This window comes from Ruminococcus sp. 1001713B170207_170306_F1 (genome assembly GCF_015668065.1).
In the GTDB taxonomy this organism is placed as follows: Bacteria; Bacillota; Clostridia; order Lachnospirales; family Lachnospiraceae; genus Blautia_A; species Blautia_A faecis.
The window spans coordinates 42,780-68,944 of sequence record NZ_JADPEX010000019.1; the positions used below are offsets into that span (position 1 = coordinate 42,780).

Sequence of the window (26,165 nt, forward strand, 5' to 3'; positions counted from 1 at the left end):
AAAAGAGGAAGGTTAATCAAATGAAAACAGTAGCGTTAATTCCAATAAAATTAGGAAGCGTACGTGTTCCACAGAAAAATATCAAACCATTTTTTGACGGAACGCCGTTGATGCATTTTATTCAGAAGGCATGTTTAGAAGCAAAGAATATTGATGAAGTTTATATTTATTGCTCAAATGAAGCAGTGAAGGACTATGTTCTTCCTGGTGTAAAATTCTTAAAGCGTCCTGAGTATTTGGACGGAGATAACATTAATGCAAATGACTTTATAAGAGAGTTTATGAACACAGTAGATGCTGATATCTACGTGAATGCACATACCACATCTCCATTTGCAAAACCGGAAACCATCGATGAATGTGTTGAGAAAGTAGCAAGTGGCGAATATGATAGTGCATTTTGTGCTGAGGCATTAAGAACATTTATGTGGGAAGATGGAAAGCCAATTAACTTTGATCCTGATCATTTCCCACGTACGCAGGATCTTCCGCTTATATATGGAGAGACTTCGATTGCATATGTGTTTACTAAGGAGTCTTTCTTAAAGCACAATAGAAGATTAGGTTCTAAGCCATACATTAAAGAAGTTGATAAAATTGAAGCAATGGATATTGACTATCCAGAGGATTTCGAAATTTGTAATGCAATTTATAAGGAGATGATGAAGAAATGAGCGTAACGATTACAGACTGTACAATACGGGATGGAGGATATCTCTTTAATAAGAATTCTGATCCTGAATTTGTAAAGGGAATTATGAAAGGTCTTGCAGATGCTGGTATTAATTTTGTTGAGACTGGATTCCTTCAGACAAATGTTACCGAAGAGACACTGGTATATAAAGATTCAGTAGACGCACGCAGGTACCTTCCGGAAGATAGAAAAAATACAAACTTCTTAGGATTTTGTGATAACAGTAGATATTCATTAGAAAATCTTGATGACTACGACGGAAATTCCTTTAAGTGGCTTAGAATTTCTTTTGCAAAGCATGAAATTGATGCATCTCTTGATTTTTGTGCCGGAGCAATGAAGAAGGGGTATTTTGTTCAGTTTAATCCGATGGATTCTATTAGTTACACGGATGAGGAGAGAGCAGCATTGATAGAAAAGGTTAATAAGGTTAAGCCTGCTTGCTTCTCTATCGTAGATACGTTCGGTGCTATGGATATGATTGATCTTGTACATATCTTTAAGCAGTTTGATTCTTTGCTTGATAAGGACATCAAGATTGGACTTCATTCCCATGACAACCTTGGACTTTCTTGCGCACTGGCTGAAAGAATGATCGAGCTTGCAGAAGAGTCTGGAAGAGACATTATTGTTGATGGATCCCTTTTTGGAATGGGTCGTGGCGCTGGTAATGCAAAAACAGAGTTACTTGCTGACTACGTAAATAAGCATTGCGGTGGACATTATGATCTGCAGAAGCTTCTTGAAACAATAGATAAATACATAATGCCAATTCTTCCAGAGATTCATTGGGGTTATGATCTGCCAATGTATGTATGTGGTACGAAACATTCACATGTTGATAATGTATACCATTTGAAGAAAGCTTATAACTGTACCGCGAATGAAATGTATGATGTTGTAGATAAACTCGAACCACAGCAGAGAACTCGTTATGGAACAGGATATTCAAAAACTGATTTTTCTGTTTTGGATGCTGCATACGAGGCATATAGAGAGGAGAACAAATAATTGAACTGTTCGGAATATTTAGTTGATTTTCTCATAAAAAAGGGTGTCACAGATGTGTTTGGCTATTCTGGTGGATACATTGTGCCTTTCATGGATGCCCTTTATGCAAGACGTGATGAGATAAAAGTTCACGTTTGTTACAATGAACAAGGTTGTGCATATGCAGCAGATGGCTTCGCAAGAACAAGTGGCAAACTTGGTGTGTACTTTACAACATCAGGTCCGGGAGCTGTTAATGGTTTTTGTGGACTGGCAGATGCATGGTTTGATGGGATTCCGCTTATGTGTATCAGTGGTAATGTTCCAACTAATGAGCAAAGAGGTTTCTCTGGTGTTCGTCAAAACGGTTTTCAAGAAATGGACGTTGTCTCTATGACAAAACATATTACAAAGTATTCTGTTGCTCCAAATAGAGCGGAATCTTTCCCGGATATTATTACTCGAGCTTACAACTTAGCTACTACAGGTCGGAAAGGGGGCGTTGTAATTGATTTTCCATATGACATCCAGAAAACCAGTGTTAGTGGTCGGTAATGGTGCTAGATCAGCTGGTATTTCAGAAATGATTTATCAATTCATCGAAAAGACGCATATTCCTGTTCTGGCAACAATGAATACAGTCGATATGATTCAGGATAAATATCGAATTGGATTTATCGGAACTTATGGTAACCGTGCATCTAATATGATTCTAAATGAGTGCGATTTAGTTATTTCGGTTGGTGCAAGACTTGGGCTTCGACAGATTGGGCATATGCCAGAATTGTTTGCACCCAATGCTAAGCTTATCCGTTGTGATGTAGATCAGTATGAATTAGCACGTCAGATTAAGGATGATGAAGAAAAATATAATATGGATGCGAAAGCGTTCATGGAGCAGCTTCTGGCAGAAGATATTCCAGACTATAGCGAATGGTGGAATAACTGCAGAGAAGTAAGAGATTTACTCGATGAGTACGATGACACAGAAGGAAATAAGCTGATGAAGGCTATTTCTGAGGTACTTCCAGAGAATCCAACAGTTACAGTTGACATAGGACAGAATGTTTGTTGGGCGGCACAGTCGCTTTATTTAAAGGGAACCGAAGGAAGAATTATTATTGGCGGTAGTTATGGTGCTATGGGTGTAGGCATGCCTTATGCAATTGGTGCTTCTATTTCTACAGGTAATGGTTTGACATTCTGTATCACCGGTGATGGCGGATTGCAAATGAATATTCAAGAGCTGGAAACCATCAGCAGGGAGCAACTTCCAATCAAGATCCTTGTAGTAAACAATAGAGAGCTTGGTAAAATTAGCGAGATTCAACATGGGTCATATCAGGATCGATATATTATTACGACTCCAGAAAGTGGTTACACAGTTCCTGATTTTGTTAAGGTCGCAAATGCTTATGGAATTAAGGGTGCAAAGCTTGACAGTTATAAAGAAATCATGGATTATAAAGAATGGTTAGAAGATAGCGAGCCTTGCCTATTGAATATTATGCTGACTCCAGGTACCTTACTTATTCCAAAGATAAAGTGGGAGACTGGTACAATTAAGCCGGATATCGATGATGAGATGTTGGCTAAGGTAAAAGCATTAATTGGATAATATTTAAAAGAAGGGACTCTCCTGTGCTTCTGATGTACAAGATAACGCAGAGGAGCATTTTATTATGATTAAGTATTTGGTAATGGATGTTGACGGAACATTGACAGATGGTAAAATTTACATGGGACCAACAGGAGAAGCAATGAAAGCCTTCTCTGTGAAAGACGGATATGTAATTAATTATATATTAAAGCCAAATGGTATTGTGCCAATTATAATTACAGCTAGAACAAGCGACATAGTTATGCGTCGCTGTGAAGAACTTGGAATTGCAGAAGTTTATCAGGGGAAACATGATAAATATTCTACACTTAAAGATATTGTGGGAGAAGAGAATATCGGATCCTGTGCATACTTTGGAGATGATGTCTTAGACCAAAAGTGTATGATTCCAATCAGAGATGCCGGTGGAATTGTTGGATGTCCGTCAGATGCAGTACAGGAAGTTAAGGCAATTTCTGATTATACCTGTTTGCAGAAAGCTGGCGAAGGTGCTCTTAGAGAATTTGCTGAATGGTTGGTATCTGATAAAAATGACAGTATAGAAGAAAGAGTGAAGAGCGCGGTTGAGTACTTGATGAATCTTTCTGACGATCAGCTGTCTTGTGGCAAACATGAGGTGAGAGAAGACTTCTTTTATTCAGTCCAAGAATATGAAACAAAGATGACTGAACAATGCAAACTTGAATCACATAGAAAGTTTGTTGACATACAGATAATGATTGATGGTGAGGAGAGAATGGACATCGCAGATATTTCACGACTTACCATTGATGAAGCGTACAGTGAAGAAAAAGATGTGATGTTCTGGGAGATTCCTTCTAGGATGGTAACTACCACATTAAGAAAAGGCGACTGTATTATTCTTTATCCGGAAAATGCACATCGAGGTGCAGCTAATTTCAATCAGTCAGTGCATGTGAAGAAAATAGTCGGAAAAGTGATAATATAAGGGAAGGTAAGCGTTGACAAGCAGTAAATATAAGGTTATAATATCTATGTTCATGAACTTGTTGAAAAACGAATATCATGAACGAAAATATTATGAGCCAGTTAAGACCTATCATCTTTACCGGTGATAGGTTTTTTTTAACAAGACGTTCACGAGATAAGGGGAATTGATAAATATGAACATACAAGAAGCGGATATCCTATTGCAGCTCATTAGAGAGCCATACATAAATCAAAGAATATTAGCAGAAGGCAGCAGTCACTCACTTGGAATTGTGAATCGATCAATTAAGTCGCTATCTGAGGATGGATATTTAGATACAGCAATTAGACCAACAGAAAAAGCAAAAAAAGAAGTTGAGATGGCTTCTCCAAAGAGAGCAGTCATTCTGGCCGCAGGATTTGGAATGCGTATGGTGCCAATTAACACAGAGACACCAAAGGCATTTATCGAAATAGATGGAGAGTCACTGATTGAAAGAATCATTAAGCAACTTCATGCGGTTGGTGTGAATGATATAACTATTGTTGTCGGATTCATGAAGGAGCGGTTCGATTATCTGATTGATGAGTACGATGTGAAGCTTGCAGTAAACAGAGACTATGCTTCTAAGAATAACCTTCATTCTTTGTCACTTGTCAAGGGACCTTTGGATAACACATATATCATCCCATGTGATATCTGGTGCAACAAGAATCCGTTTAATAGAAACGAACTCTATTCCTGGTATATGGTAAGTGATCTCATTGATGATGAGAGTTCTGTTAGAGTAAATCGTAAAAGCGAACTGTCTGTGGTAAGTGAAGGTGCTAGCGGTAATTCAATGGTTGGAATCAGCTACCTGACTGGTGATGTTGCAAGAAGAGTAGAAGAAAAAATTAAGAAACTTGCAGCGGACAAGAGATACGAGGAATCCTTTTGGGAAGAGGCTCTTTATGATAAAGATAGGATGATCGTGAATGCAAAAGTTGTTCATTCTTCAGAAGTCGTTGAAATCAATACCTATGAGCAACTTCGTGACTTGGATGATAATTCCAATCAGTTGCAGTCAGATGCAATTGACATTATATCTCAGGCATTAAACGTAAAGCCTTATGAAATTGAAGATATTACAGTGCTCAAAAAAGGTATGACAAACAGATCATTCTTATTCGCATCCCAGGGACAGAAATATATCATGCGTATTCCGGGCGAAGGAACAGATCAGCTGATTAACAGAGCTGAGGAGGCATCTGTTTATAAGACAATCGATGGTCTTGGTATCTGTGATGACTTGGTATATATCAATCCGACGAACGGATACAAGATTACGAAGTTCCTTGCTGGAGCAAGAGTCTGTGATGCTGAGTCGGATGATGACTTAAAGAGGTGCATGGAAAAACTTAGGGCTTTCCATGAAAGAAAACTCAAGGTGGATCACTTCTTCGACATCTTTGGTAAGATTGACTTTTATGAATCGTTATGGGGTGGTCAGCCTTCTGAGTATAAGGATTATAAAAAGACAAAGGCAAAGGTACTGGAGTTGAAGGCATTAATTGATGAATGGGTGAAGCCAGAGGATTATGCATTGACTCATATAGATGCTGTTCCTGATAATTTCCTATTCACTGATGATGGATTAAGGCTCATTGACTGGGAATATGCAGGAATGCAGGACACTGATGTGGATATAGCCATGTTCTGTATCTACGCACTCTATGACAGAAAGAAGGTAGATCATCTCATTGATATATATTTCGATGGCCAGTGTCCAAAAGAAAGAAGACTCAAAATATACTGCTATATTGCCGCCTGTGGACTTCTTTGGAGTAACTGGTGCGAATATAAGAGAAACCTCGGCGTTGAGTTTGGTGAGTATTCTTTGAAACAATATCGATATGCGAAGGACTTCTATAGAATCGTGAAAGAGGGGATGTAAGGTGAATCAAGTAAAAAGAGCCATTATTATGGCAGCAGGAATCGGAAAACGAATGCAGCCGGTGACGCTGTACACACCGAAACCAATGGTTAGAGTAAATGGAAAGCGTATGATTGACACTGTGATTGATGGGCTTCATCATAATGACATCACAGAAATCTATGTGGTTGTCGGATATCTAAAGGAACAGTTCAAGGTTCTGGAAATTGAGTATCCTGGACTGAAATTGATCGAGAATCCTTACTATGATACATGCAACAATATTTCTTCCCTATATGTAGCAAGGAATCATATAGAGGAAGCAATCATCCTTGACGGTGACCAGATCATTTTTAATCCAGAAATCCTTCATCCAGAGTTTGAACGTTCTGGCTACAATGCTATCTGGACAGACGAAGATACAGATGAATGGCTGATGACAGTAAATGATGAAGGCATCGTAACTTCCTGTAGCAGAACCGGTGGGAACAAGGGCTGGCAGCTATTTAGTGTTTCGAGATGGAGTAAGGATGATGGACGGAAATTGAAGAAACATCTGGAGACTGAGTTCGAAGAAAAACAGAATCATCAGATCTACTGGGATGATGTTGCAATGTTCTGCTATCCGGATGAATACCAACTCGGAATAAATGAGATGAAGGTAGGAGATATTATTGAAATTGACAATCTTAGAGAACTGGCTGAGATGGACAAGACTTATGAAAAGTATTTGACTAAGGGGGATAAAACCAATGAATAGTGAAGTGAAAGAGCAGAAAAGCAGAATAGACTGGATGATCACACTGATGCCGCTAGCCATTATCGTGGCATTGTGCGTGGTGTTCTTCGTAGCACCAGATCAGTCGAATGCAGTCCTTAGTAAGGTAAGATTCTTCTTTGGAGATACGTTTGGAACTTATTATTTGATTATTGGACTTGGTGTATTTCTGGTATCCTGGTACATAGCATTTTCTAAGTATGGCAATATCGTACTTGGAGGGAAAATGGACAAACCTCAGTATAACTTCTTCGCATGGGGAGCAATGATGTTTACCTGTGGGCTAGCAGCGGACATTCTGTTCTATTCCTTTGCTGAGTGGATCATGTACGCCTCCGATCCTCATATCGCAGAATTAGGTAGCATTCAGGACTGGGCAGGGGTATTCCCGATTTTTCACTGGAGCTTTATTCCTTGGTCGTTCTATCTTGTTCTTGCAGTCGCATTTGGCTTTATGCTTCATGTTAGAAAGAGAAGCAGACAGAAGTATTCGGAAGCTTGCCGTCCGATTTTAGGGAAGCATACGGATGGATGGGGGGGACGAATCATTGACCTGCTCGCTGTATTTGCACTTCTTGCAGGAACCGCTACAACATTCTCTGTAGCAACCCCTTTGATGGCAAGCATCATCACGGAACTGTTTCATGTAACAATTAGCAGAACGACAATTACCCTGATCATTTTGATTATCACATGCTTTGTTTATACCTATTCATTGCTCCATGGATTTAAAGGTATCAGTGTACTTGCAAAAGTCTGCATCTACCTGTTCTTTGGATTACTGGCATACATTCTCCTGTTTGGTGGTGAGGCAAGATACATCATCGATACAGGTGTCGAATCATTCGGAAGAATGGTACAGAACTTTATTGGACTTTCCACGTTTACTGATCCGCAGAGAACTACAAGTTTCCCACAGAACTGGACAATCTACTATTGGGCATACTGGATGGTATGGTGTGTAGCTGCTCCGTTCTTCATCGGAAGCATTTCAAAGGGAAGAACTGTTCGTCAGACTATTGTTGGCGGCTACGTATTCGGTGTTGGATCTACAATTGTGAGCTTCATTATTCTTGGTAATTATTCTATGGGACTTCAGACGTCAGGTGCAGCAGATTTTATTGCAATGTATCAGGCTGATGGAGACCTCTATGGACTGATTATTAATATCATAAAGACTATTCCGGGAGCCCCGGTTGTATTTGTAGCAGTGTTGATTACTATGATTGCATTCTATGCAACATCTTTTGATTCGATTGCATTGACAGCATCTTGTTATAGCTACAAGAAACTAGAAGAAGGAGAACAGCCTAATAGGCTCATTCAGTTGATGTGGTGCATTCTGTTGATTTTGCTTCCAATGGCACTGATCTTTGCAGAGAGCTCTATGAATAACTTACAGTCGGTGAGCATTGTGGCGGCATTTCCGATAGCCATTGTAATCATACTTATCATTGCAAGTTTCCTGAAGGATGCTGGAAAGTATATGGATGAAAAGTAATTTTCTTCTATTCTGGGATTTATTGGTGGAATTTATGTAAGTGCCTCAAAACATGGCGTAGTGACTCTCGCTATTCTTCCTGATATACTGTGAAACATCATATATCAAGGGAGGCACACTTATGGCAAGACTAAATTCAGAAACAGTCACTACATTTGGCGAAGTACTTCATTCTGCTAACACTGCTTATTCCCAAGGAAACAGAACGGCTAATGCTGATAACCAGCTTATGATCTATTTCCAGGGAATGAAAGTTTATGTTCCAGATGGTTTCCAGGTTGATACACTTTTGAAACTTCTTCAGACATTGAAAAAAACCTAACTTCCAAAAATGAGTAGCCCTAACGAAAATAAATTTAAATAAAGCCCGTATTTATGCGGAATTTCTTGCAAAAATGTGAACTTCCAGAAAAAGTTCCACCTAAATAAAATTTAGAGAATAAAAAATTGAAAAAATCCCGATTTTCTGCAGGTTCTGCTTGCATGAGACCGGGATATATGGTACACCTATTTTAGGTGGATTACCGCCTAAAAGGAGGGCCTAATGTATCTGGATTTTTTAGTAAAAATACCATTTGTGCAGGGAAAAATCACACGTCGGAAAAAGAAGGATGCTGTATATGTTGAGTATGAATATGACAGGATTTATGACCCTGTCAGGCAATATACTTTTCCAAAAAGAGTAACAATAGGAAAGCTGTCTGAAACAGACCCGGAACTGATGCAGCCGAATCAAAATTTCCTGAAATATTTTCCAGATGCAGAGCTTCCAGAGACAAAAAACAGGACATCCAGAAGCAGCTGCCTGCGTGTGGGAGCATATTTTGTATTGCGTAAAATTATAGAAGAATACAACCTGGTCGAGTTCCTTGGTGGGTATTTTGAACAGTGTGACCTGGGGCTTTTTCTGGATCTGGCAGTATACTCGATCATTGCAGAAAACAATGCTGCACAGTACTATCCAGACTATACATATAACCATCCTCTTTTTACAAATGGGATGAAACAATACAGCGATTCTACCGTCTCAGATTTCCTGAATTCCGTAACAGATGACCAGAGTATTGGGTTCTTAAACTCATGGAATGAGACCAGAAACCATCGTGAAAAAATATATATTTCCTACGATTCTACGAACAAAAACTGCCAGGCCGGAGACATTGAAATGGTGGAATTCGGACATCCGAAAGTAGATGTGGGACAGCCTGTATTTAACTATGCGGTTGCATATGATACACATAACCAGGAACCATTATTTTACGAGAAATATCCCGGAAGTTTGAACGATATCTCACAGCTTCAGTTCATGTTGGACAAAGCTTTTGGATATGGCTATAAGAAGATTGGCTTTATTTTGGACAGGGGTTATTTCAGCTGTGAAAACATACAATATATGGATAGATGCGGGTACAGCTTCGTGATCATGGTGAAGGGAATGTCCGCGCTGGTGAATGAACTGGTTTTGGAGCATAAGGGAACTTTTGAAAGTAAGCGGGTGAATAACATCTATGAATATGGAGTATATGGGAAGACTGTAAAGCACAGGCTTTATGCGGGAGATAAAAAAGAACGGTATTTTCATCTGTACTACAGCATTTCCAAAGAAAGTGCAGAGCGTGCCGGGATTGAAAACAGGCTCAACCAGATGACATTGTACCTTAAGAAATATCAGAACAAAGTAAAAGAATTCGGGCCAGGGTTTGAGGAGTATTTTACTCTCCATTATGATGAAAAAACACAGGCATTTGTACTGCCGGAAGAGCGCTGCAGTGTGGTGGAAAGGGAACTGGATCTGGCAGGATATTTCTGTATAATCACATCGGAAAAGATGAGCGCAAAAGAAGCAATTGAGTTGTATAAGAGCCGTGATACATCAGAAAAACTTTTCCGGGGAGATAAATCCTATCTTGGAAATAAGAGCATCCGGGTGTATTCAGAAGAGTCAGAAAGGGCTAAGATTTTTGTTGAATTTGTGGCAATGATACTGCGCTGTAAGATGTATATAAAGCTGAAAGAAGAGATGAAAAAACTGGAAAAGAAGCCGAATTATATGACAGTTCCAGCAGCCTTAAAGGAACTTGAAAAGATAGAAATGGTGCGTCAACTGGATAATGTATACAGACTGGATCATGCAGTAACAGCTAATCAGAAAACAATATTAAATGCGTTTGGTCTGGATGCGAATCACATAAAAAACTATGCATCCGAGTTGAGTAAAGAATTGAAAAAGGCGGAGTAAAGAGGAGAAAAAGATGGCAAGAACAAGAAGAACGAGCAGGGAAGCCCTGGATGAAAAGATTGAAAAAGCGGAAGCGGATGTGATCGTAGCGAAGAAAAGATATGACCATGCAACTGCAGTTTTGAAAGAGCTATTGGACAAGCGGGATGCGATAAGGAAAGATGAAATCCTGTCAGCAATTGTAAAGAGTGGACGGTCTTATGAGGAGATAATGAACTTCCTGAATGTGGAAGAAACTGAGAGAGAAATAAAGGAATAGACAAGGAATGCACCACAGCTACGGCTGTGGTGCGAGTTTTAGGCGGAAAATTTCTGGAAGTTCACATGAATGGATATAGGCTGGATTTAGTTGTAAAATTTCTGGAAGTTCACACTTTACAAGTAAGAATTCATAAACACGCATAAAATTATTGAGACCAAAAAGTTTTCATGATATCATTATTGGTAGAAAATAGTGATACTGTGGAAGCTTTTTTGTATAGGGAGTGTGTGATAGATGGGAAGATTTGTGAATCCGGACAACAGTGCTTTTCAGGCTGCTTTGAATTCCAGAATTTATGTAGATAAAACTGGTATGATCGAATATATGAATCGCGTTCTGGAGACTACAGATGCATATATTTGCAACAGCCGCCCCAGGAGATTTGGGAAATCCTATGCGGCGAATATGCTTGCAGCATATTACAGCAAAGGTGCAGATTCTGAGATGATGTTTTCCGACCTTTCAATAGGAAAAACACAGGATTTCAAAAAGTATCTTAACAAATATGATGTAATTCACATTGATATCCAGTGGTTTCTGGCAAATTGTGAAGATAAGAACAAAGTGGTACAGTTTATTACAAAAAGCGTACTGGACGAGTTGCGCGAAATTTATCCAGAGTGTTTGGTTCTCCAAGAGGGTTCTTTGTCTGATGCGCTTTCAAGAGTTAAAAATCAAACAGGACAGAAATTTGTCATTATTATTGATGAATGGGATGTTTTGATTCGAGATGAAGCGCAGAATCAGGCTGTACAGGAAAATTATATTAATTTCCTGAGGGGACTGTTTAAAGGTACTGAGCCAACTAAATATATTGCTCTCGCATATCTGACAGGTATCCTTCCAATCAAAAAAATGAAAACCCAGTCAGCACTAAATAATTTTGATGAGTTTACTATGCTTAGTGCAGGCAATATGGCGCCTTATGTCGGTTTCACAGAAAGTGAAGTGAAGATGCTTGCAAAAAAATATCATCAGAATTACGAAAAGGTCAAAAGGTGGTATGATGGTTATCTCCTAAATGAGCATCAAATATATAATCCACGGGCGGTTGTGGGAGTTATGCTAAATGGCGAATTTAAGAGCTACTGGTCAGAGACTGCTTCTTACGAGACAATCGTGCCGTTGATCAATATGGATTTCGATGGCTTAAAGTCCGCTGTTATTGAAATGTTGTCAGGCGCTGAAGTGAAAGTGAATACGGCAACTTTTAAAAATGATACGGTAAATATACAGAACCGCGATGAGGTTCTTACGTATATGATCCATCTTGGCTATCTGGGATACGATCAGAATCGAAGGTCTGCATTTGTTCCTAATGAAGAAATTCGGCAGGAACTTACGCTTGCTGTAGAGAACAAAAAATGGAGTGAAATGACAGCATTTTGGAAGAACTCTGCCAGTCTTTTGGAGGCAACCCTGGATATGGATGAAGAAGCCATTGTAGAAAGTATAGAAAAGATTCACACTCAGTATGCATCTGGAATCCAGTACAATGACGAAAATTCCCTAAGCAGTGTACTTACGATTGCATACTTAAGTTCTATGCAGTATTATTTCAAACCTGTCCGAGAGTTTCCTACTGGTCGTGGCTTTGCTGATTTTGTGTATATACCGAAACCAGAATACAAAGCCAATTATCCAGCGCTCGTAGTAGAATTGAAATGGAATAAGAATGCGAAAACGGCTCTTCAACAGATTTACGAGAAAAAATATCCGGAGTCTATTGCAGAATATACTGGAGAGATTTTGCTGGTTGGGATTAATTATGATAAGAAGACGAAGAAACATGAATGTGTGATAGAAGAGTACCAGAACTAGCAAGTTGTATAAAGTTAGTTAATGAAATATCGGCGATTTATAATACAATCTATCTATAAATACAGATGAAGGAGAATGTATAGTGGGGAGAGTTAGATGGATTCATTTTTCTGATTTGCACTTGGGAAATGATAAAGCAACAGAAACACGTCTTATGAGGCGTGAATTGCCAGAATATATTGCTGGATTGAATCGAAATTTTGACTATGCGTTTTGCACAGGTGATATTAAAGAGTGGAATGGCTGCTATACAGATGCCTGTGTGGAGTATTTAAAATCGATATGTAAAGCTGGAATGGTGCCTTTGACACGGTTATTTATAGTTCCAGGAAATCATGACGTTAAAGTTACAAATTCCGAAAGAAAAGAGATTATAGATAGATTAACTGATTGGAATAGTTCATATTACACTCCGGCTGAGGGAAATATTTCAGAATCTGATATTAGAATCCTAAAAGAAGGGGAAACTGATTTCATAAATTTTATCAGAAAACTGCTTGGAACAGAACGTGCAGAGATGTACACAAAACCGCATTTTGTGGTTAAGACAGAGCAGTTTAATATTCTACATGTGGATTCAACTTTGACTTACGGTCAGGGAAGAAATCGTGACTTCGTAATTGGATCAGGTGTACTGTTAGATGCATTGGACGAATGTGCTCCAAACAAGCCAACAATTCTTCTTACACATTATTCGTTTGATTTTTTGACACAGCAGGAGCGAAACGAGGTTGAAAAATTGTTGGAAAGTACAGATGTGCAGCTATGGTTGGCAGGTCATGAACATGAAAATCTGATTCGCAAGCAGCGTGAAAAGTTCTTGGAATGCCAAAGTGGAAACCTTGCACTTCAATATGGGGCAAGATCTTGTTTCCTTACTGGAGAACTTGATTTAGATACAGGAGAAGGGATTCTTGAAGTTCATGCCTGGTATGAGAAAAAAGGCTGGGCATTGTATCCCTTTGCACGAACTGGATCGGAAAATGATCAAATTTACCCTTTCTCATTAAGGCTTCCGGGAATTAAAAGAGAAAAGAATGTATCACCAGAGCTTTTTAATGCTCGTGAAGCCTGTTATCAGCTTTCCCAGGATGGAAATCTTTTTGATGGTGTCAAAGTGAACAACCTGCTTTTTGCAGATTTGGAATGGAATGGCCGGACATATATAAATAATAATACAGAAACTCCGTTGACGACGCTTATGAGGGAATTATGGACTTACAAAAATGAACATCCGGAAGTATCCTGTAATGCACTGATTCTTGGCGACGGCGGAATGGGCAAGAGTACTATGATGTATCAAGAGTGCAGAAGATTGCTTGAGGATGGAAAAATGGCAGTATATGTTTCACTACAGGCGCGCGAGGGATTTGGAAACGAAAGAATATTAGATTATGTCTTGAAGTGTATATATAAGGAAATAGATGAGCGCTCTAAGAGCCGTTTTGTTTCATTAACATGTTCCAGACATTTGCATCCAGATGTCACATTATTTATTGATGGATTTAACGAACTAACAGGCTCTGGTGCACAGAGATATGTTGCGGAAATTAAGAAATTATCACAGCAACAGGGAATTCAGATTGTAATATCTTCACGGCTTGATTTTTTGAGAGATTATGGACTTAGTCATTTTTGGATGATTCATACCTGTGATCTTAGAGAAGAACAATATCATGGCCTTTTTGATGAAAACGAGTGGAATAATATTGTGGCGCATAAGAATATAAGGATTCTTCTTCGAAACCCAATGATGGCACTTTTGTATGCATGTACCTGTCCGGTTGTAAGTAAGCATCAAGATCTGGATTATTTAGACTGGAAAATGCCAATAACGAATGTTGTTGATCTGATTCATGATTATTACTTATCACAAATTGCAATTTTGTTAGATAGGGAAATGGTCAGTGGGGATGATGTGGTTGCTGGCTATTTAATAATTAAGAGAGTTCTTCCAAAGCTTGGATATGAACTGGAACGGAAAAATACTACAATTTGGGGAGAGGATGATTTTGAGCGTGCGTTGAGTAATGCAGTTGCGGAGACAAATGCATGGATAGGTGGAAGCTGTGATGTAGCTGTAATACGAAAGATAAGAAGAAAATTTCGTATTCAGAGTGCAGAAATTTCAGAAGATAAAGCGTACAATCTTATAGTAACAGAACTATGTCTTTTAAAAGCTGGCTCCGGAAGAGTTTCATTTTCACATCAGGTTTTCCGCGATTATCTTTCAGCAGTATATTTGTACGCTTGCCTTAGAAATAATATTAGAACAGAAAGACAGTGGCATGAAGAAAAAATTCATCGTGGTGTTGTGAGTTATCTTCGCTATATGCATGAAGAACCGCTGTGGGGAGAAAATGGAATTGCAAACCAATATCTTTCCGGATATAGAGAAAAGGAAAGGCCTGCTGCGGATAATTTTGTTGCCAATATTGTAAATTGTTGGTTAAGTGAAGAAACTGGAGAGCGTGATCTGTCCGGAATTGATTTACGGGGGATTCCTTTAGCTGATCATTTAAAAAGTAAATTCACAGGAAAAATTAATATAAATAATGCATGGGTTGATCGGCAGACTTTTATTAATGATAAGCATCATGATTGCATTATAGATATAAACTTTTCTCATGATGGAAGGACAATGGCCGCAATTTCTAAAAATGGAATTGTATCAGTTGTCAATTTATTAACTCAGAGTCAAATGATCGTGGGAGAACTGGGATGCCTTGAATCAGCGGCTATTGGCTATAATACAGATGATTTTCTAATTGTAAAATATGATGGAAAGACAGTTAAATGGCCAACGATTGCTTATGATATTATAGAAAATTGTAGCTTTGATGAAGTGGTTTACGTTGATTCCATTACAGAAGAAATGAAGGTGAAGGTGAATGCGCTTAAAAAGAGGCTGAGTGAATCGGATTTGTTAGGATCATGTGTGAAACAATCTGAGGACGGTAGATACTTAGGAATTGGGTATGAGAGTGGTTTTCTGCAAATTTGGGATGTACAGACGCAGGAGTGTGTTGGAGAATTGTCATTGAGCGATACACAAATATCCACTGTGTCATTTACTCCGGACGGAACAATTGCAGCATTAGGATCCGGCGGTAAAATCGTTCAAGTATGGGACGTTGTAAAACGCAAATATCTTCATACATTGTATTTTAAATACCGGGTAAGTAATGTTAGTTTTCCAGGAAATGAGCATATCTTAGAGTGCCAATTTTCAAATGGAACATACAGAAAAGTGAATATTGATGATGGAAGAGTGGGTCCGGAGACGCAGCATGGTGGAACTCGATTTGTTTCTCAAAGGTTACTAAAAAGACTTGGAAGGCAAAAAGCAGACAAGATAGAGTCTGCACAAAATGGAAACGCAATCATCTTGTTGGAAAATGGAAATGCATACACATGGGATGAAAAATTACAAAGACTAAATTTTTGCCCTGGTCATATGGGAAAAGTTACAGCCATTGCAATGTGCGGTGCTGATAATCGATTTGCAGCAAGTTATTCGCAGGAAAGATATCGGGCAAATCGGAATGACAAAACTCGCAGAGGTATTTTGGATGGACAGAAGGTAGTTCGGGTTCGAATTGTGAAAACGGGACAGTGCCAGTGGCGATTGCCTACTCGTGGAAGATCTATAAAAAAATTACAGTTTTTTACAGCAAATCGGATTATTTTGGCTGGACTGGCAACAAATGGTGACATTTTGTTATGGGAATTAATCAATAAAATGGTATATGGGAAAGAGCGAGGCGAATGGAAAGCAGTAGAAGTTGTTCGGAATAATCAGACGGAACCACTGGAATGTGCAGTGACAAAGGACAGAAAAACATTTATAAGTGCGTATATAGATGGGAGTCTTGTAATCCGATCCTTTTCCGAGCAGTGTGAAGACGATGGAGTGATAAGCACATTTCCTGGAATTGATGCAAGTGTATTTGAATGGGAAGACTTGAAATGCGATGACGATATAAAAAAGACTTTGAGGAGTTATCTTCAGAAATGACTTCAAAAGTGTCAAGTATATCAGTAAAAATCCGAAAGGATTATTTGTGACTTGGATCGTTAATTGGCTGATCAAACCATTTACAATGTATGGAATTGCATGCTTGTTCTTCTTTGTGTTATTCAGGGCATTTATTCCGGTTGAACTTGCTACAGAATATCTGGCTGGGGCAGTATTGCTTGGTGCAGCACCATGCACAGCAATGGTATTTGTATGGAGCAGTCTGACGCAAGGGAATCCGGTATATACTGTCGTTCAGGTTGCAACGAATGATATTATCATTCTTTTTGCATTTGGACCGATTGTGAAATTTCTGCTGGGCGTGTCCACAGATTAGAGTGCTTTTTTCATGCCTTGAAAGGAAGTGGTCAAAGCACAATGCTTGCAAACTCAGAGTTCGTGGCACTTTTAAAGCAGGCGAATACAGACAGTTCCAAGATGGCAGAGATTATCGGAGTATCAGAGGCACAGCTTAGATTCGTAACCAATACCGCTTCGGGAATGGGGCTTATCAAGTGTGGCTCTGTGGTGATTCCATTTGATAATCAGATTAGCAAGGATACAGACCTTTACAGACTGTATAACACCAATATTCATGAGATGATAGCGATGATGAAAAAGGAAAAACTACCGGAAAAAGTAATTGAGAGGAGTGGAGAATCTTGATATAATTAAATATAGTGATTTAAAAAAGTTTATAATTTCTCGCTAAAATGGTAAAAATGACATTGTGACACCACTGGTGTCACAATTCGAAAGGTGGAATATTTGTATGGATAATGATTTAATGTCTGCAGCTGGATTAATCCATATAATTGAGGAATCTAGACAAAATGCATTAAAAAAAGTAAATGAGGAACTTATCAAAATGTATTGGAAAGTAGGTGAGTTCTTAAGTAAGGAAACGGAACACGCTTCGTAGCAATATCTATGGACAATTGATTTGTAAACGCTGTTTTTCACAAAATTATTGAGGCCAAAAAGTTTTCATGATATCATTATTGGTAGAAAATAGTGATACTGTGGAAGCTTTTTTATATAGGGAGTGTGTGAGTGATGGGAATATTAGTGAATCCAGATAATTTGGCTTTTCAGGTAGCATTGAATTCCGAGATATATGTTGATAAAAGCGGACTTATTAAGTATACGAATAAAGTTTTGAATACATTGCAGGCCTATATTTGCAATAGCCGTCCGAGAAGGTTTGGAAAATCTATTACAGCGAATATGCTTACAGCTTATTACAGCAGAGGCTGTAATTCAGAAGAAATGTTCGCCGGATTGGAAATTAGTGAAAGTGCAGATTTTAAGAAGCACTTGAACCAATATGATGTAATACATCTTGATATCCAATGGTGTATAGAGCCAGCTGGTGGACCTGAAAGGGTGGTTTCTTATATTTCGGAAAAGACGATTGCGGAGCTTGCGGAATACTATCCAGGTGTATTGAAAGAGAAGACGGAATCTTTGCCAGAAGTGTTGTCTCGTATTAATGGTGCAACTGGAAAAAAATTTATTGTCATCATTGATGAATGGGATGTCCTTATTCGTGACAAGGACGTTAATAAAAGGGTACAGGAAGAGTATATTAATTTTCTCAGGGCAATGTTCAAAGGAACAGAACCAACAAAATATATTCAACTTGCATATCTTACTGGTATTCTTCCAATTAAAAAGGAAAAAACTCAGTCGGCATTAAATAATTTTGATGAGTTTACAATGCTGAGCGCAAGCAATCTGGCTCCGTATATTGGTTTTACAGAAGCTGAAGTGAAAAAGCTGTCAGAAAAATATCAGCAGGATTTTGCTGAAGTGAAGCGATGGTACGATGGCTATCTTCTGAAGGATTACCAGGTTTATAATCCCAGAGCCGTTGTCAGCGTAATGCTAAGGGGGGAATTCAGGAGTTACTGGTCAGAAACAGCATCCTATGATGTGATTGTGCCTTTGATTAACATGAACTATGATGGGCTGAAAACAGCTGTTATTGAGATGCTTTCCGGAGCCGAAGTCAAGGTGAATGTGGCAGCTTTTCAAAATGATACGGAAGATATTAAAAGTAAAGATGATGTATTGACTTATATGATCCATTTAGGATACCTTGGTTATAATGAGAACAGGAAGACTGCTTTTGTACCAAATGAGGAGATACGGCAGGAGCTGACGACGGCTGTTGAGAGTAAAAAGTGGAATGAAATGCTGATATTGCAGCTGAATTCGGAAAATCTGCTGGATGCTACATTGGATATGGATGGTGAGGCGGTTGCAGAAGAGATTGAAAAAATCCATAACGAGCATGTGTCAGTAATTCAGTATAATAATGAGAATTCCTTGAGCAGTGTGCTTACAATTGCCTACTTAAGCGCAATGCAATACTATTTTAAGCCAATCCGTGAATTTCCTACAGGACGGGGATTTGCTGACTTTGTATTTATCCCAAAGCCAGAGTACAAAAATGATTATCCGGCATTGCTTGTGGAATTGAAGTGGAACCAGAATGCGCAGACTGCATTAACACAAATTAAGACAAAAAAGTATCCTTCTTCGATCTTGAATTATACAGGTGATATTCTTCTTGTTGGAATCAATTATGATAAAAAAAGTAAGGAACACCAGTGCCTGATTGAGAAGTACGAAAAAGATTGATTTTGCCAGAACAGTGCCGAATGAAAATAACTTAAAAGGGCAGGTGTGGATGTTCTCCACAACCTGCCCTTTCGTGAGGGGAATGTATCAGAAACCTGTAAGTCGGAATACCATTAATTCGCTTGCAGAGTCGTCGTCACGGTCCTGTGTCATAAGAACCATCACAGAACCATCCTCTGCAACTTTCATATCTTCAATCCAGGGGTATCTGGTTCCAAACATATCGTAGCAGTCTACTTCGGCGAGGAGAGTTCCGTCCTTTGACCAGAAGTAGAATTCTCGCATATTTCCATCTGCTGCAATATAGCCATTCGCTGTCTCAGCTATTCCCGTGAGACTTCCGAAATAAGCAGGATCCTCGTGCTGGTCACCGCCAAGAAGCAGCTGCTGGTTGCCCTCCAGATCATAAACTGCTATTTTCGATGGGGTGTCATCTCCTGCAAGACGTCCGTATACCATAATATGATCATTGCTGATCTCAACTAGGCTGACAAATTTAAAAATACCGGTTCGTGCCTCGTCATCATTCATGGAGGTTAAGATCCAGGGCTCTGTAAGCACGCTGCCGTCCTGGAAGGTTACTTTTTCCGTATCATAGCCAAGGTAGCTGGTAATGCCCCAGGCACCGGATGGGTGTACAGACAGGTAACCGCTTGTGCCGGTCTCCAATATGGTCTGCCCGTCTTTCATAACAATTCCTTTTCCACCGTTACGGGAAATATAAAGTTTTCCGTCCGTGTCTGTAAAAAGATCCATTCCCTGCTCGTCCAGTGTATCAGAAGAAAGAAGATTCAGGGTGCTTCCAGTATATTCGTAAGTTTCCAGAGTATTATTCAGCTGATGATACATCCGGTCTCCAGATATTGCAAACTGGTGACGCATGATCTCAAATCCGTTCTGGGAAACATTAAATGGAATATACTCCGGAGTGACGGTATAATCTCCAACAGCTATACTCTGCGGAGCCGGTGTGAATGGAGTTCCATCCCAGGGGTAAGGTGCTTCCACATTGCCGGTGTCCTCTAATTTCAGTTCCAGATTGTTAAAAACGTTTTTGACAGAATCGTTTTCTTCTCCGGAAATGATAACTTTGTAGGTCACACCGGATGGCTCGTGACGATAAATGTAGTAAATTCTGTCAAAATTGTCTGTGGTTCGTATATAATCCACATCGCCAATGGTTGTTTTTTCAATAGTGCCGTCTGCATAGTCATGAAGATCGATATCGGAGGTCTGCAGATATTTGCGGAAAGAGTAGCTTGATTCTTCATTTGCTTTAATGGTGAAATCATTTTGTGAGCTATCCTTGTCTGCACCTTCGAATACGCTGACAGAGCAGGTATTTTCATAATCGCTGATATCATTCGGATCATAGCTCCAGTCATCTGGAAGGTTAAGCTTGAACAGGGTTACGTCAATGGTGTTGTCACTTTCTCCATGAACGGTGAGAGCGCTACTGGCAGTCAGAAGCACAAGTCCGGTCACAAGAGGTAGTATTTTCCATATTTTTTTTCTCATATTCAGCACCTCTTTTCTATGTGGAATGTTTTGTATTTTTATTTTCCCAGATTTTGGAGACTTTGTCACTGACACAAATGACAGGTAATCCGTAAGGAAAGCGTTATTGCTGGAAAAAATGCGGATATCCGGAAGCGGCAAATGGGAATAAAAGTAATTTGTCCTGCATAGGCTATTGAAAAAAGGATATTTGGAATGATATCAATTGGCCTGTGTATGATCGTAAAAAATGAGGAGGCGGTACTTCGCAGAATCCTCACGCCGATGAGCAAGCTTGTGGACAAAATCTATATTTGCGATACCGGATCGGTGGATAAAACGAAGGAGATTGCCAGGGAGTTTACCGATGAGGTTTATGATTTTTTGTGGAAAGATGATTTCTCTGCTGCCCGCAATTTTATTACGGAAAAAGCAGATACGGATTATTGGATGTGGCTGGATGCAGATGACGTCATTACGCCGGAAAATCAAGAGAAGCTGCTCAGGTTGAAAGAGAGCATGGATTCAGATACGGATGTGGTTATGATGGATTATGCAGTGGGATTTGATGAATGGGAGCATGTTACTTTTTCTTATTACAGAGAGCGTATCATGAAGACTTCCCGGAATTTCAGATGGCAGGGGCGCGTCCATGAAACGGTTGTTCCGGCGGGGAATATTTTATATTCGGATGTGGTGATTGAGCATCGGAAAATAAAGGCTGGAGAGTCTTTTCGCAATCTGCATATATATGAGCAGATGATTGATTCCGGTGAAAAAATGGAACCGAGACATTTCTTTTATTATGGGCGGGAGCTTTTTTATCATAAGCAATATGAGTATGCAATTTTAATTTTAAAAAAATTTCTGGAAGAACCAGATGGCTGGATAGAGAATAAACTGAACAGCTGTCTGGTTCTTTCCTGCTGTTATCAGGCAATGGGAGAGAATGCAGCTGCTTTTGATATACTTTTTTACAGCTTTACGATGGATGTTCCGAGAGCGGAGATCTGTTGTGAGATAGGAAGATTGTTTATGGAAAAAAGGGAGTATGTGACGGCAGCATATTGGTATCAGCAGGCTCTTCTTGCGCCACGGAAAAAGAAAAACGGCGGTTTTTATATTGCAGACAGTCATGATTTTATACCTGCGATACAGATGTGTGTATGTCTGGATAAAGCGGGAAGGCACAGGGAGGCGTTTGAATTTCATAAAAAGGCAAGAGTATTGAAGCCTCTGCATCAGGCAGTTATTGGAAATGAGAAGTATTTCAGGGATGTTTGGGGTATGGAGTGAGAGGGAAAATTCACCTGTATTGTTAGTATTTCATATATTGATAGTGAATATCTAAGCTGTTATGGGAGAATGTGTATGTTTTTTGATCGTCATAATCAGAAAAATTCTTCTGAAAAGGAAGCTTCTGGTGATATCACCTGTACATCCTGTTTTGGAAACAATAATCGCTGCGGCTGCGATTGCAGTTGTTCGGGACAGGGAGCCACAGGGCCTCGTGGTGCAACCGGTCCTATGGGACCTATTGGTCCAAGAGGGTGTCCCGGTGTGACTGGTCCTATGGGACCAAGAGGATGCCAGGGAGCAGTAGGCCCTGCAGGTCCTATGGGCCCGCAGGGAGAGCCTGGTATGCCAGGCGTTATGGGGCCTGCCGGAGAAGCCGGCCCCGCCGGAGCGACAGGCTCAACAGGCCCAACCGGCCCAGCCGGAGCGACAGGCTCAACCGGCCCAGCCGGAGCGACAGGCTCAACCGGCCCAACCGGCCCAGCCGGAGCGACAGGCCCAACCGGTCCAGCCGGAGCAACAGGCCCAACCGGTCCAGCCGGAGCAACAGGCCCCGCCGGTCCCGCTGGAGAAGCAGGTCCAACCGGTCCAGCCGGAGCAACAGGCCCAACCGGTTCAGCCGGAGCAACAGGCCCAACCGGTCCAGCCGGAGCGACAGGCCCAACCGGTCCTGTCGGAGCAGACGGCCCGATTGGTCCAACCGGCCCAGCGCCAACTCCGGCAGCGGCAGTAGCAGATGCTACTGGTACAGAGGATGCTGTGACACAGCTAAATACACTTCTGGCAAATCTTCGCGCTGCCGGAATTCTGCAATCCTAGCGCATGTTTGAAAAAGGCTTTCTGCAAGATGTGCGTCACAATTTGTGGGAGATTTCGCCCAGATGAGGGCGCAGTAGTGGCTAAGGCAACCGAATTCGGGTGAAATATACCGCAATGAGGGCAAGGGCTGGAAATGGAGCAATCCATTTCCGGTCCTTTCTCTATGCACCCTGCAGCACATATTCCTTATGGAAAAATAAGAATATGACTTTGAAGATTATCGCCGAAACCATTCGTGACAGGAGAGAAACAGAAAATCATAATCAGCCTGACAAAAGATTAGAAGTACTGTTGCCCACAAAATTATTGAGACTCCAAAGCTTTCATGCTATCATTATAAAAACAGGAAATAGTGATACTGTGAATTACCGGGGACAGTGGGAGAAATACAGGGCTATGGGAGTGAGTGGTATTTATTCGGATGCATTGTGAAAGCGAGTTTGGATTCGATTTTAAGGATGATTTTGAAAAAGAGAAAGGGGCATTCAAACATGAAAAACTATCGCGCAGAATTAACAGGCGTTTTTGGTGATCCAGTGGATGATAATCCTACTGGTGTAGTTGAGGAGGCTGCGTTTGCAGCGAAAAATTTGAATTATCGTTATCTGACCATTAAAGTGCTTCCAGAGGATCTTGGAAAGGCAATGGACAGTGTGAAAATCTTTGGCATGAAGGGAATCAATCTTACCATGCCCCACAAGATCAAGGTTCTTCCTTATCTGGATGAACTGAGTCCGGCAGCAGAGATTATCGGAGCAGTGAATACGGTTATCCAGAAAGAGGGAAAACTATTCGGTGAGAATACGGATGGAAAAGGGTTTGTAACCGCGTTGAAGAATTCTGGTGAGACTCTGGATAAGAAAAATGTGACTATTCTTGGCGCTGGCGGAGCAGCCAGGGCGATAGCTGTTGAATGTGCATTAAATGGGGCTGCTCATATCAATATTATCAACCGAAGCATTGAAAAAGGTGAGGAACTGGCATCTCTTATTCAGATGAAAACAGACAGCAGTGCAAAGTATCTTAACTGGAAAAACAATATGGCAATTCCATCTGATACAGATATTTTAATCAATGCCACTTCAATCGGGTTTTCTCCAAATGTGACAGACAAGCCAGACATTGATTATACTACCATCACACCGGAAATGTGTGTATGCGATGTCATATTTAATCCTGCGGAAACAATTTTCCTAAAGACTGCAGCAGAAAATGGTGCAAAAACCATCACCGGTCTTGGAATGCTGGTACAGCAGGCCGCACTGAATTTCACTCTCTGGACAGGCGTGGAAGCGCCGGTAGATGTGATGGAGGATGCGCTGAAGAAGGAGTTTGAGTAAGCGTATTTTCATTATGAATTTCAGGAAAAGTTCCAGCTAAATGAAAGGCCTAATCCCCCAGCTATGCCGGAAAGAATGGAGTAGGCGGAAGCAGTGAGGATAACAAAATAAAGCCTCCTGTGATATGATGAGAATAGTGTCGCAAGCCAAACTCAAAATCAAAGGAGGCGGTCCAAATGGACAATAAAAGTCTATCACATACTCGCTGGAAATGCCAGTATTATATCGCATTTATTCCTAAATATTGGAAGAAAGTATTGTATGAAAAGTACATGGATGCTTTACGACAGAAATCCTATTTTTCAGCCTTCGCCAATTCTTTCACAATCTTATCAAAATCAGAGTCGATTGGTTGCGTCTTATTGAAGATGTCATATTCTTGATAGGCTTTCTCCACTGCCTGTTTATGAGAAATCCGCCCATTATCTTTGAGAATATCGTATCTGCGGAACGCAAGGAACTCGTTCACGCTTTTTGAAAATTCTTCCATTGTAAAAACATTTTCTCGTTCAATTAAATCCTCTATGTAATCAAAATATCCTGTAACGGTACGTTCCAACTGACGAATCTGTTTTTCATCCAAATAGTTTTTGGCAATTGGAGTATCTGATTTGAGGATACGACCATCGGGAGCATTTTTCCATGTGGTCAAGCCCATATTTTCCTTGGTGTGGTCAGCTTGATTGTACACAATTTCAGCTGCTGTTTTACCGGTAATGGCATAATGAAATTTGTTCTGTATGGTGGCATAAAAATGATATGCAGTATCAGAATCTCTATCGTAATCAATGCTGCATTCTGCAAAGATATCGGTTATCTGTTGCCATATTCTGCGTTCACTGGCACGGATGGAGCGAACTCTTTCCAGCAATTCACAGAAATAGTCTTTTCCAAAAGCTGTTTTACCCTGTTTCAAGCGTTCATCATCCATAGCAAAGCCCTTTATCATATATTCCTTCAAAATACCAGTTGCCCACATACGGAACTTGGTTGCCTGAATGGAGTTTACTCTGTAACCAACGGAAATAATGGCATCCAGATTGTAATAATTAGTAGGGGAAAGCTGTGTTTTTCCAGGAATTGCACCGTGCGGAGTGGGTATTTCCATTTTGGAAACTACCACTTCTTCACGAAGTTCTCCCTGCTCAAAAATATTTTTTAAATGCTTGCTGATTGCCGGTGTCTGAACACCGAATAATTCAGCCATTGCCTTTTGGGTAATCCAGATGGTTTCATCTTTTATCAAGGCACTGACTGTTACGTTATCATCTTCGGTTCTGTACAGCACCATTTCCATTTGTTTTGTGATATCTGTATTCATAAAAACCTCTAATCTGATCTTTCAAAATGTAATCTGTATTGTTTAAAAATATATTACTATGATACCAAGTTTGTTCCACAAGTTCAAATGATATTTGGGATTTCTTTTGTTTGCTTATTCTTTTTATCTGTAATCAGTACCTGATAGGTGTCATAAAAAATCTGTTTTGCCTTTGTAAGGGAGATGTGATTATCCACTCTGTTCTGCAGAGCCAGTATAAAGGATTTGCGAAGCTTGCGATAGTGTAGAATCTTTTTGGTTGTTGCTACTAAAAAATACACAAAATAAACATCGATTATTCATACAAAATAGAAAAAATATAAAAACACATTGACAGATAAAAGCAGAACGTGTATGATAAAACCATCAAATAGGAACGTTCCCACAAAGGATAAAAATAACAATATGCACAATGTGAGAATAATTTTTTTAGAACAAAATGGTAACGTTCCCAAAAAGTAAAACATAATATCAAA

The 26,165-nt window shown here is 39.9% G+C and carries 21 protein-coding genes and 3 pseudogenes; 22 read left to right on the forward strand and 2 right to left on the reverse strand.

Annotation, left to right across the window (positions count from 1 at the left end):
* The first annotated feature begins 20 nt into the window (after positions 1 to 20).
* The 17 genes and pseudogenes from I4V84_RS12200 (at position 21) to I4V84_RS12280 (ending at position 19,416) form a co-directional block, all read left to right on the forward strand.
* Complete coding sequence (locus I4V84_RS12200) at positions 21 to 674, forward strand: acylneuraminate cytidylyltransferase family protein (protein WP_195992256.1); 654 nt, start codon at positions 21 to 23, stop codon at positions 672 to 674.
* On the forward strand, positions 671 to 1,705 hold the full coding sequence (locus I4V84_RS12205) for a hypothetical protein (RefSeq protein ID WP_195992258.1): 1,035 nt from the start codon (positions 671 to 673) through the stop codon (positions 1,703 to 1,705). Before I4V84_RS12200 ends, I4V84_RS12205 begins: the two co-directional genes overlap by 4 nt.
* Positions 1,706 to 2,239 (forward strand): thiamine pyrophosphate-binding protein, encoded by a 534-nt coding sequence (locus I4V84_RS12210; protein WP_195992260.1) that lies wholly within the window; start codon positions 1,706 to 1,708, stop codon positions 2,237 to 2,239.
* On the forward strand, positions 2,193 to 3,302 hold the full coding sequence (locus tag I4V84_RS12215) for a thiamine pyrophosphate-dependent enzyme (protein ID WP_226854936.1): 1,110 nt from the start codon (positions 2,193 to 2,195) through the stop codon (positions 3,300 to 3,302). The genes I4V84_RS12210 and I4V84_RS12215 overlap by 47 nt, the downstream gene beginning before the upstream one ends.
* Positions 3,303 to 3,366: 64 nt before the next feature.
* Positions 3,367 to 4,254, forward strand: a complete 888-nt coding sequence (locus tag I4V84_RS12220; protein ID WP_195992262.1) for a YhcH/YjgK/YiaL family protein — start codon at positions 3,367 to 3,369, stop codon at positions 4,252 to 4,254.
* A gap of 175 nt (positions 4,255 to 4,429) precedes the next feature.
* The gene (locus I4V84_RS12225) at positions 4,430 to 6,172 is read left to right on the forward strand and encodes a phosphotransferase (RefSeq protein WP_195992264.1); all 1,743 of its coding nucleotides are present in this window, start codon (positions 4,430 to 4,432) and stop codon (positions 6,170 to 6,172) included.
* Position 6,173: 1 nt separating this feature from the next.
* Positions 6,174 to 6,911: a phosphocholine cytidylyltransferase family protein gene (locus I4V84_RS12230; protein ID WP_195992266.1), complete on the forward strand. Its 738-nt coding sequence runs from the start codon at positions 6,174 to 6,176 to the stop codon at positions 6,909 to 6,911.
* Positions 6,904 to 8,430: a BCCT family transporter gene (locus I4V84_RS12235; RefSeq protein ID WP_195992269.1), complete on the forward strand. Its 1,527-nt coding sequence runs from the start codon at positions 6,904 to 6,906 to the stop codon at positions 8,428 to 8,430. The genes I4V84_RS12230 and I4V84_RS12235 overlap by 8 nt, the downstream gene beginning before the upstream one ends.
* Before the next feature lie 121 nt (positions 8,431 to 8,551).
* Complete coding sequence (locus tag I4V84_RS12240; RefSeq protein ID WP_195992271.1) at positions 8,552 to 8,752, forward strand: hypothetical protein; 201 nt, start codon at positions 8,552 to 8,554, stop codon at positions 8,750 to 8,752.
* Positions 8,753 to 8,974: 222 nt separating this feature from the next.
* Positions 8,975 to 10,669: a transposase gene (locus I4V84_RS19955; RefSeq protein WP_195992281.1), complete on the forward strand. Its 1,695-nt coding sequence runs from the start codon at positions 8,975 to 8,977 to the stop codon at positions 10,667 to 10,669.
* A gap of 13 nt (positions 10,670 to 10,682) precedes the next feature.
* Complete coding sequence (locus I4V84_RS19960) at positions 10,683 to 10,928, forward strand: hypothetical protein (protein WP_195478393.1); 246 nt, start codon at positions 10,683 to 10,685, stop codon at positions 10,926 to 10,928.
* Between the two features lie 237 nt (positions 10,929 to 11,165).
* On the forward strand, positions 11,166 to 12,752 hold the full coding sequence (locus tag I4V84_RS12255) for an AAA family ATPase (RefSeq protein WP_195699010.1): 1,587 nt from the start codon (positions 11,166 to 11,168) through the stop codon (positions 12,750 to 12,752).
* A gap of 82 nt (positions 12,753 to 12,834) precedes the next feature.
* Positions 12,835 to 16,770, forward strand: a complete 3,936-nt coding sequence (locus I4V84_RS12260; protein WP_195992283.1) for a metallophosphoesterase — start codon at positions 12,835 to 12,837, stop codon at positions 16,768 to 16,770.
* A pseudogene (locus I4V84_RS12265) lies at positions 16,754 to 17,098 on the forward strand (arsenite transporter); the annotation flags it as partial. The gene I4V84_RS12260 and the pseudogene I4V84_RS12265, both read left to right, overlap by 17 nt.
* Before the next feature lie 44 nt (positions 17,099 to 17,142).
* Positions 17,143 to 17,436: pseudogene (locus I4V84_RS12270) on the forward strand (hypothetical protein); the annotation flags it as partial.
* 106 nt (positions 17,437 to 17,542) lie between these two features.
* Complete coding sequence (locus tag I4V84_RS12275) at positions 17,543 to 17,692, forward strand: DUF1016 N-terminal domain-containing protein (protein ID WP_195699008.1); 150 nt, start codon at positions 17,543 to 17,545, stop codon at positions 17,690 to 17,692.
* Positions 17,693 to 17,826: 134 nt separating this feature from the next.
* Positions 17,827 to 19,416 carry an AAA family ATPase gene (locus tag I4V84_RS12280; protein ID WP_195992285.1) on the forward strand — a complete coding sequence of 530 codons (1,590 nt, stop codon included), beginning with the start codon at positions 17,827 to 17,829 and terminating at the stop codon, positions 19,414 to 19,416.
* Between the two features lie 87 nt (positions 19,417 to 19,503).
* On the opposite strand, the gene I4V84_RS12285 is transcribed toward I4V84_RS12280, so the two are convergent.
* Positions 19,504 to 20,934: a hypothetical protein gene (locus I4V84_RS12285; RefSeq protein WP_195992287.1), complete on the reverse strand. Its 1,431-nt coding sequence runs from the start codon at positions 20,932 to 20,934 to the stop codon at positions 19,504 to 19,506.
* 195 nt (positions 20,935 to 21,129) lie between these two features.
* On the opposite strand from I4V84_RS12285, the gene I4V84_RS12290 reads away from it, so the two are divergent.
* From I4V84_RS12290 to I4V84_RS19965, 5 genes and pseudogenes are all read left to right on the forward strand, one after another.
* Positions 21,130 to 22,209, forward strand: a complete 1,080-nt coding sequence (locus I4V84_RS12290) for a glycosyltransferase family 2 protein (RefSeq protein WP_195992289.1) — start codon at positions 21,130 to 21,132, stop codon at positions 22,207 to 22,209.
* A gap of 75 nt (positions 22,210 to 22,284) precedes the next feature.
* Positions 22,285 to 23,028: a collagen-like protein gene (locus tag I4V84_RS12295; RefSeq protein WP_195992295.1), complete on the forward strand. Its 744-nt coding sequence runs from the start codon at positions 22,285 to 22,287 to the stop codon at positions 23,026 to 23,028.
* Positions 23,029 to 23,232: 204 nt separating this feature from the next.
* On the forward strand, positions 23,233 to 23,460 hold the full coding sequence (locus tag I4V84_RS12300) for a hypothetical protein (protein WP_195992296.1): 228 nt from the start codon (positions 23,233 to 23,235) through the stop codon (positions 23,458 to 23,460).
* A 59-nt stretch (positions 23,461 to 23,519) separates the two neighbouring features.
* The gene (aroE, locus tag I4V84_RS12305) at positions 23,520 to 24,368 is read left to right on the forward strand and encodes a shikimate dehydrogenase (RefSeq protein WP_195992297.1); all 849 of its coding nucleotides are present in this window, start codon (positions 23,520 to 23,522) and stop codon (positions 24,366 to 24,368) included.
* 176 nt (positions 24,369 to 24,544) lie between these two features.
* Positions 24,545 to 24,637: pseudogene (locus I4V84_RS19965) on the forward strand (IS200/IS605 family transposase); the annotation flags it as partial.
* Between the two features lie 26 nt (positions 24,638 to 24,663).
* On the opposite strand, the gene I4V84_RS12310 reads toward I4V84_RS19965, so the two are convergent.
* Positions 24,664 to 25,689, reverse strand: coding sequence for a virulence RhuM family protein (locus I4V84_RS12310; protein WP_195992298.1), 1,026 nt, complete (start codon positions 25,687 to 25,689; stop codon positions 24,664 to 24,666).
* Positions 25,690 to 26,165 lie beyond the last annotated feature (476 nt).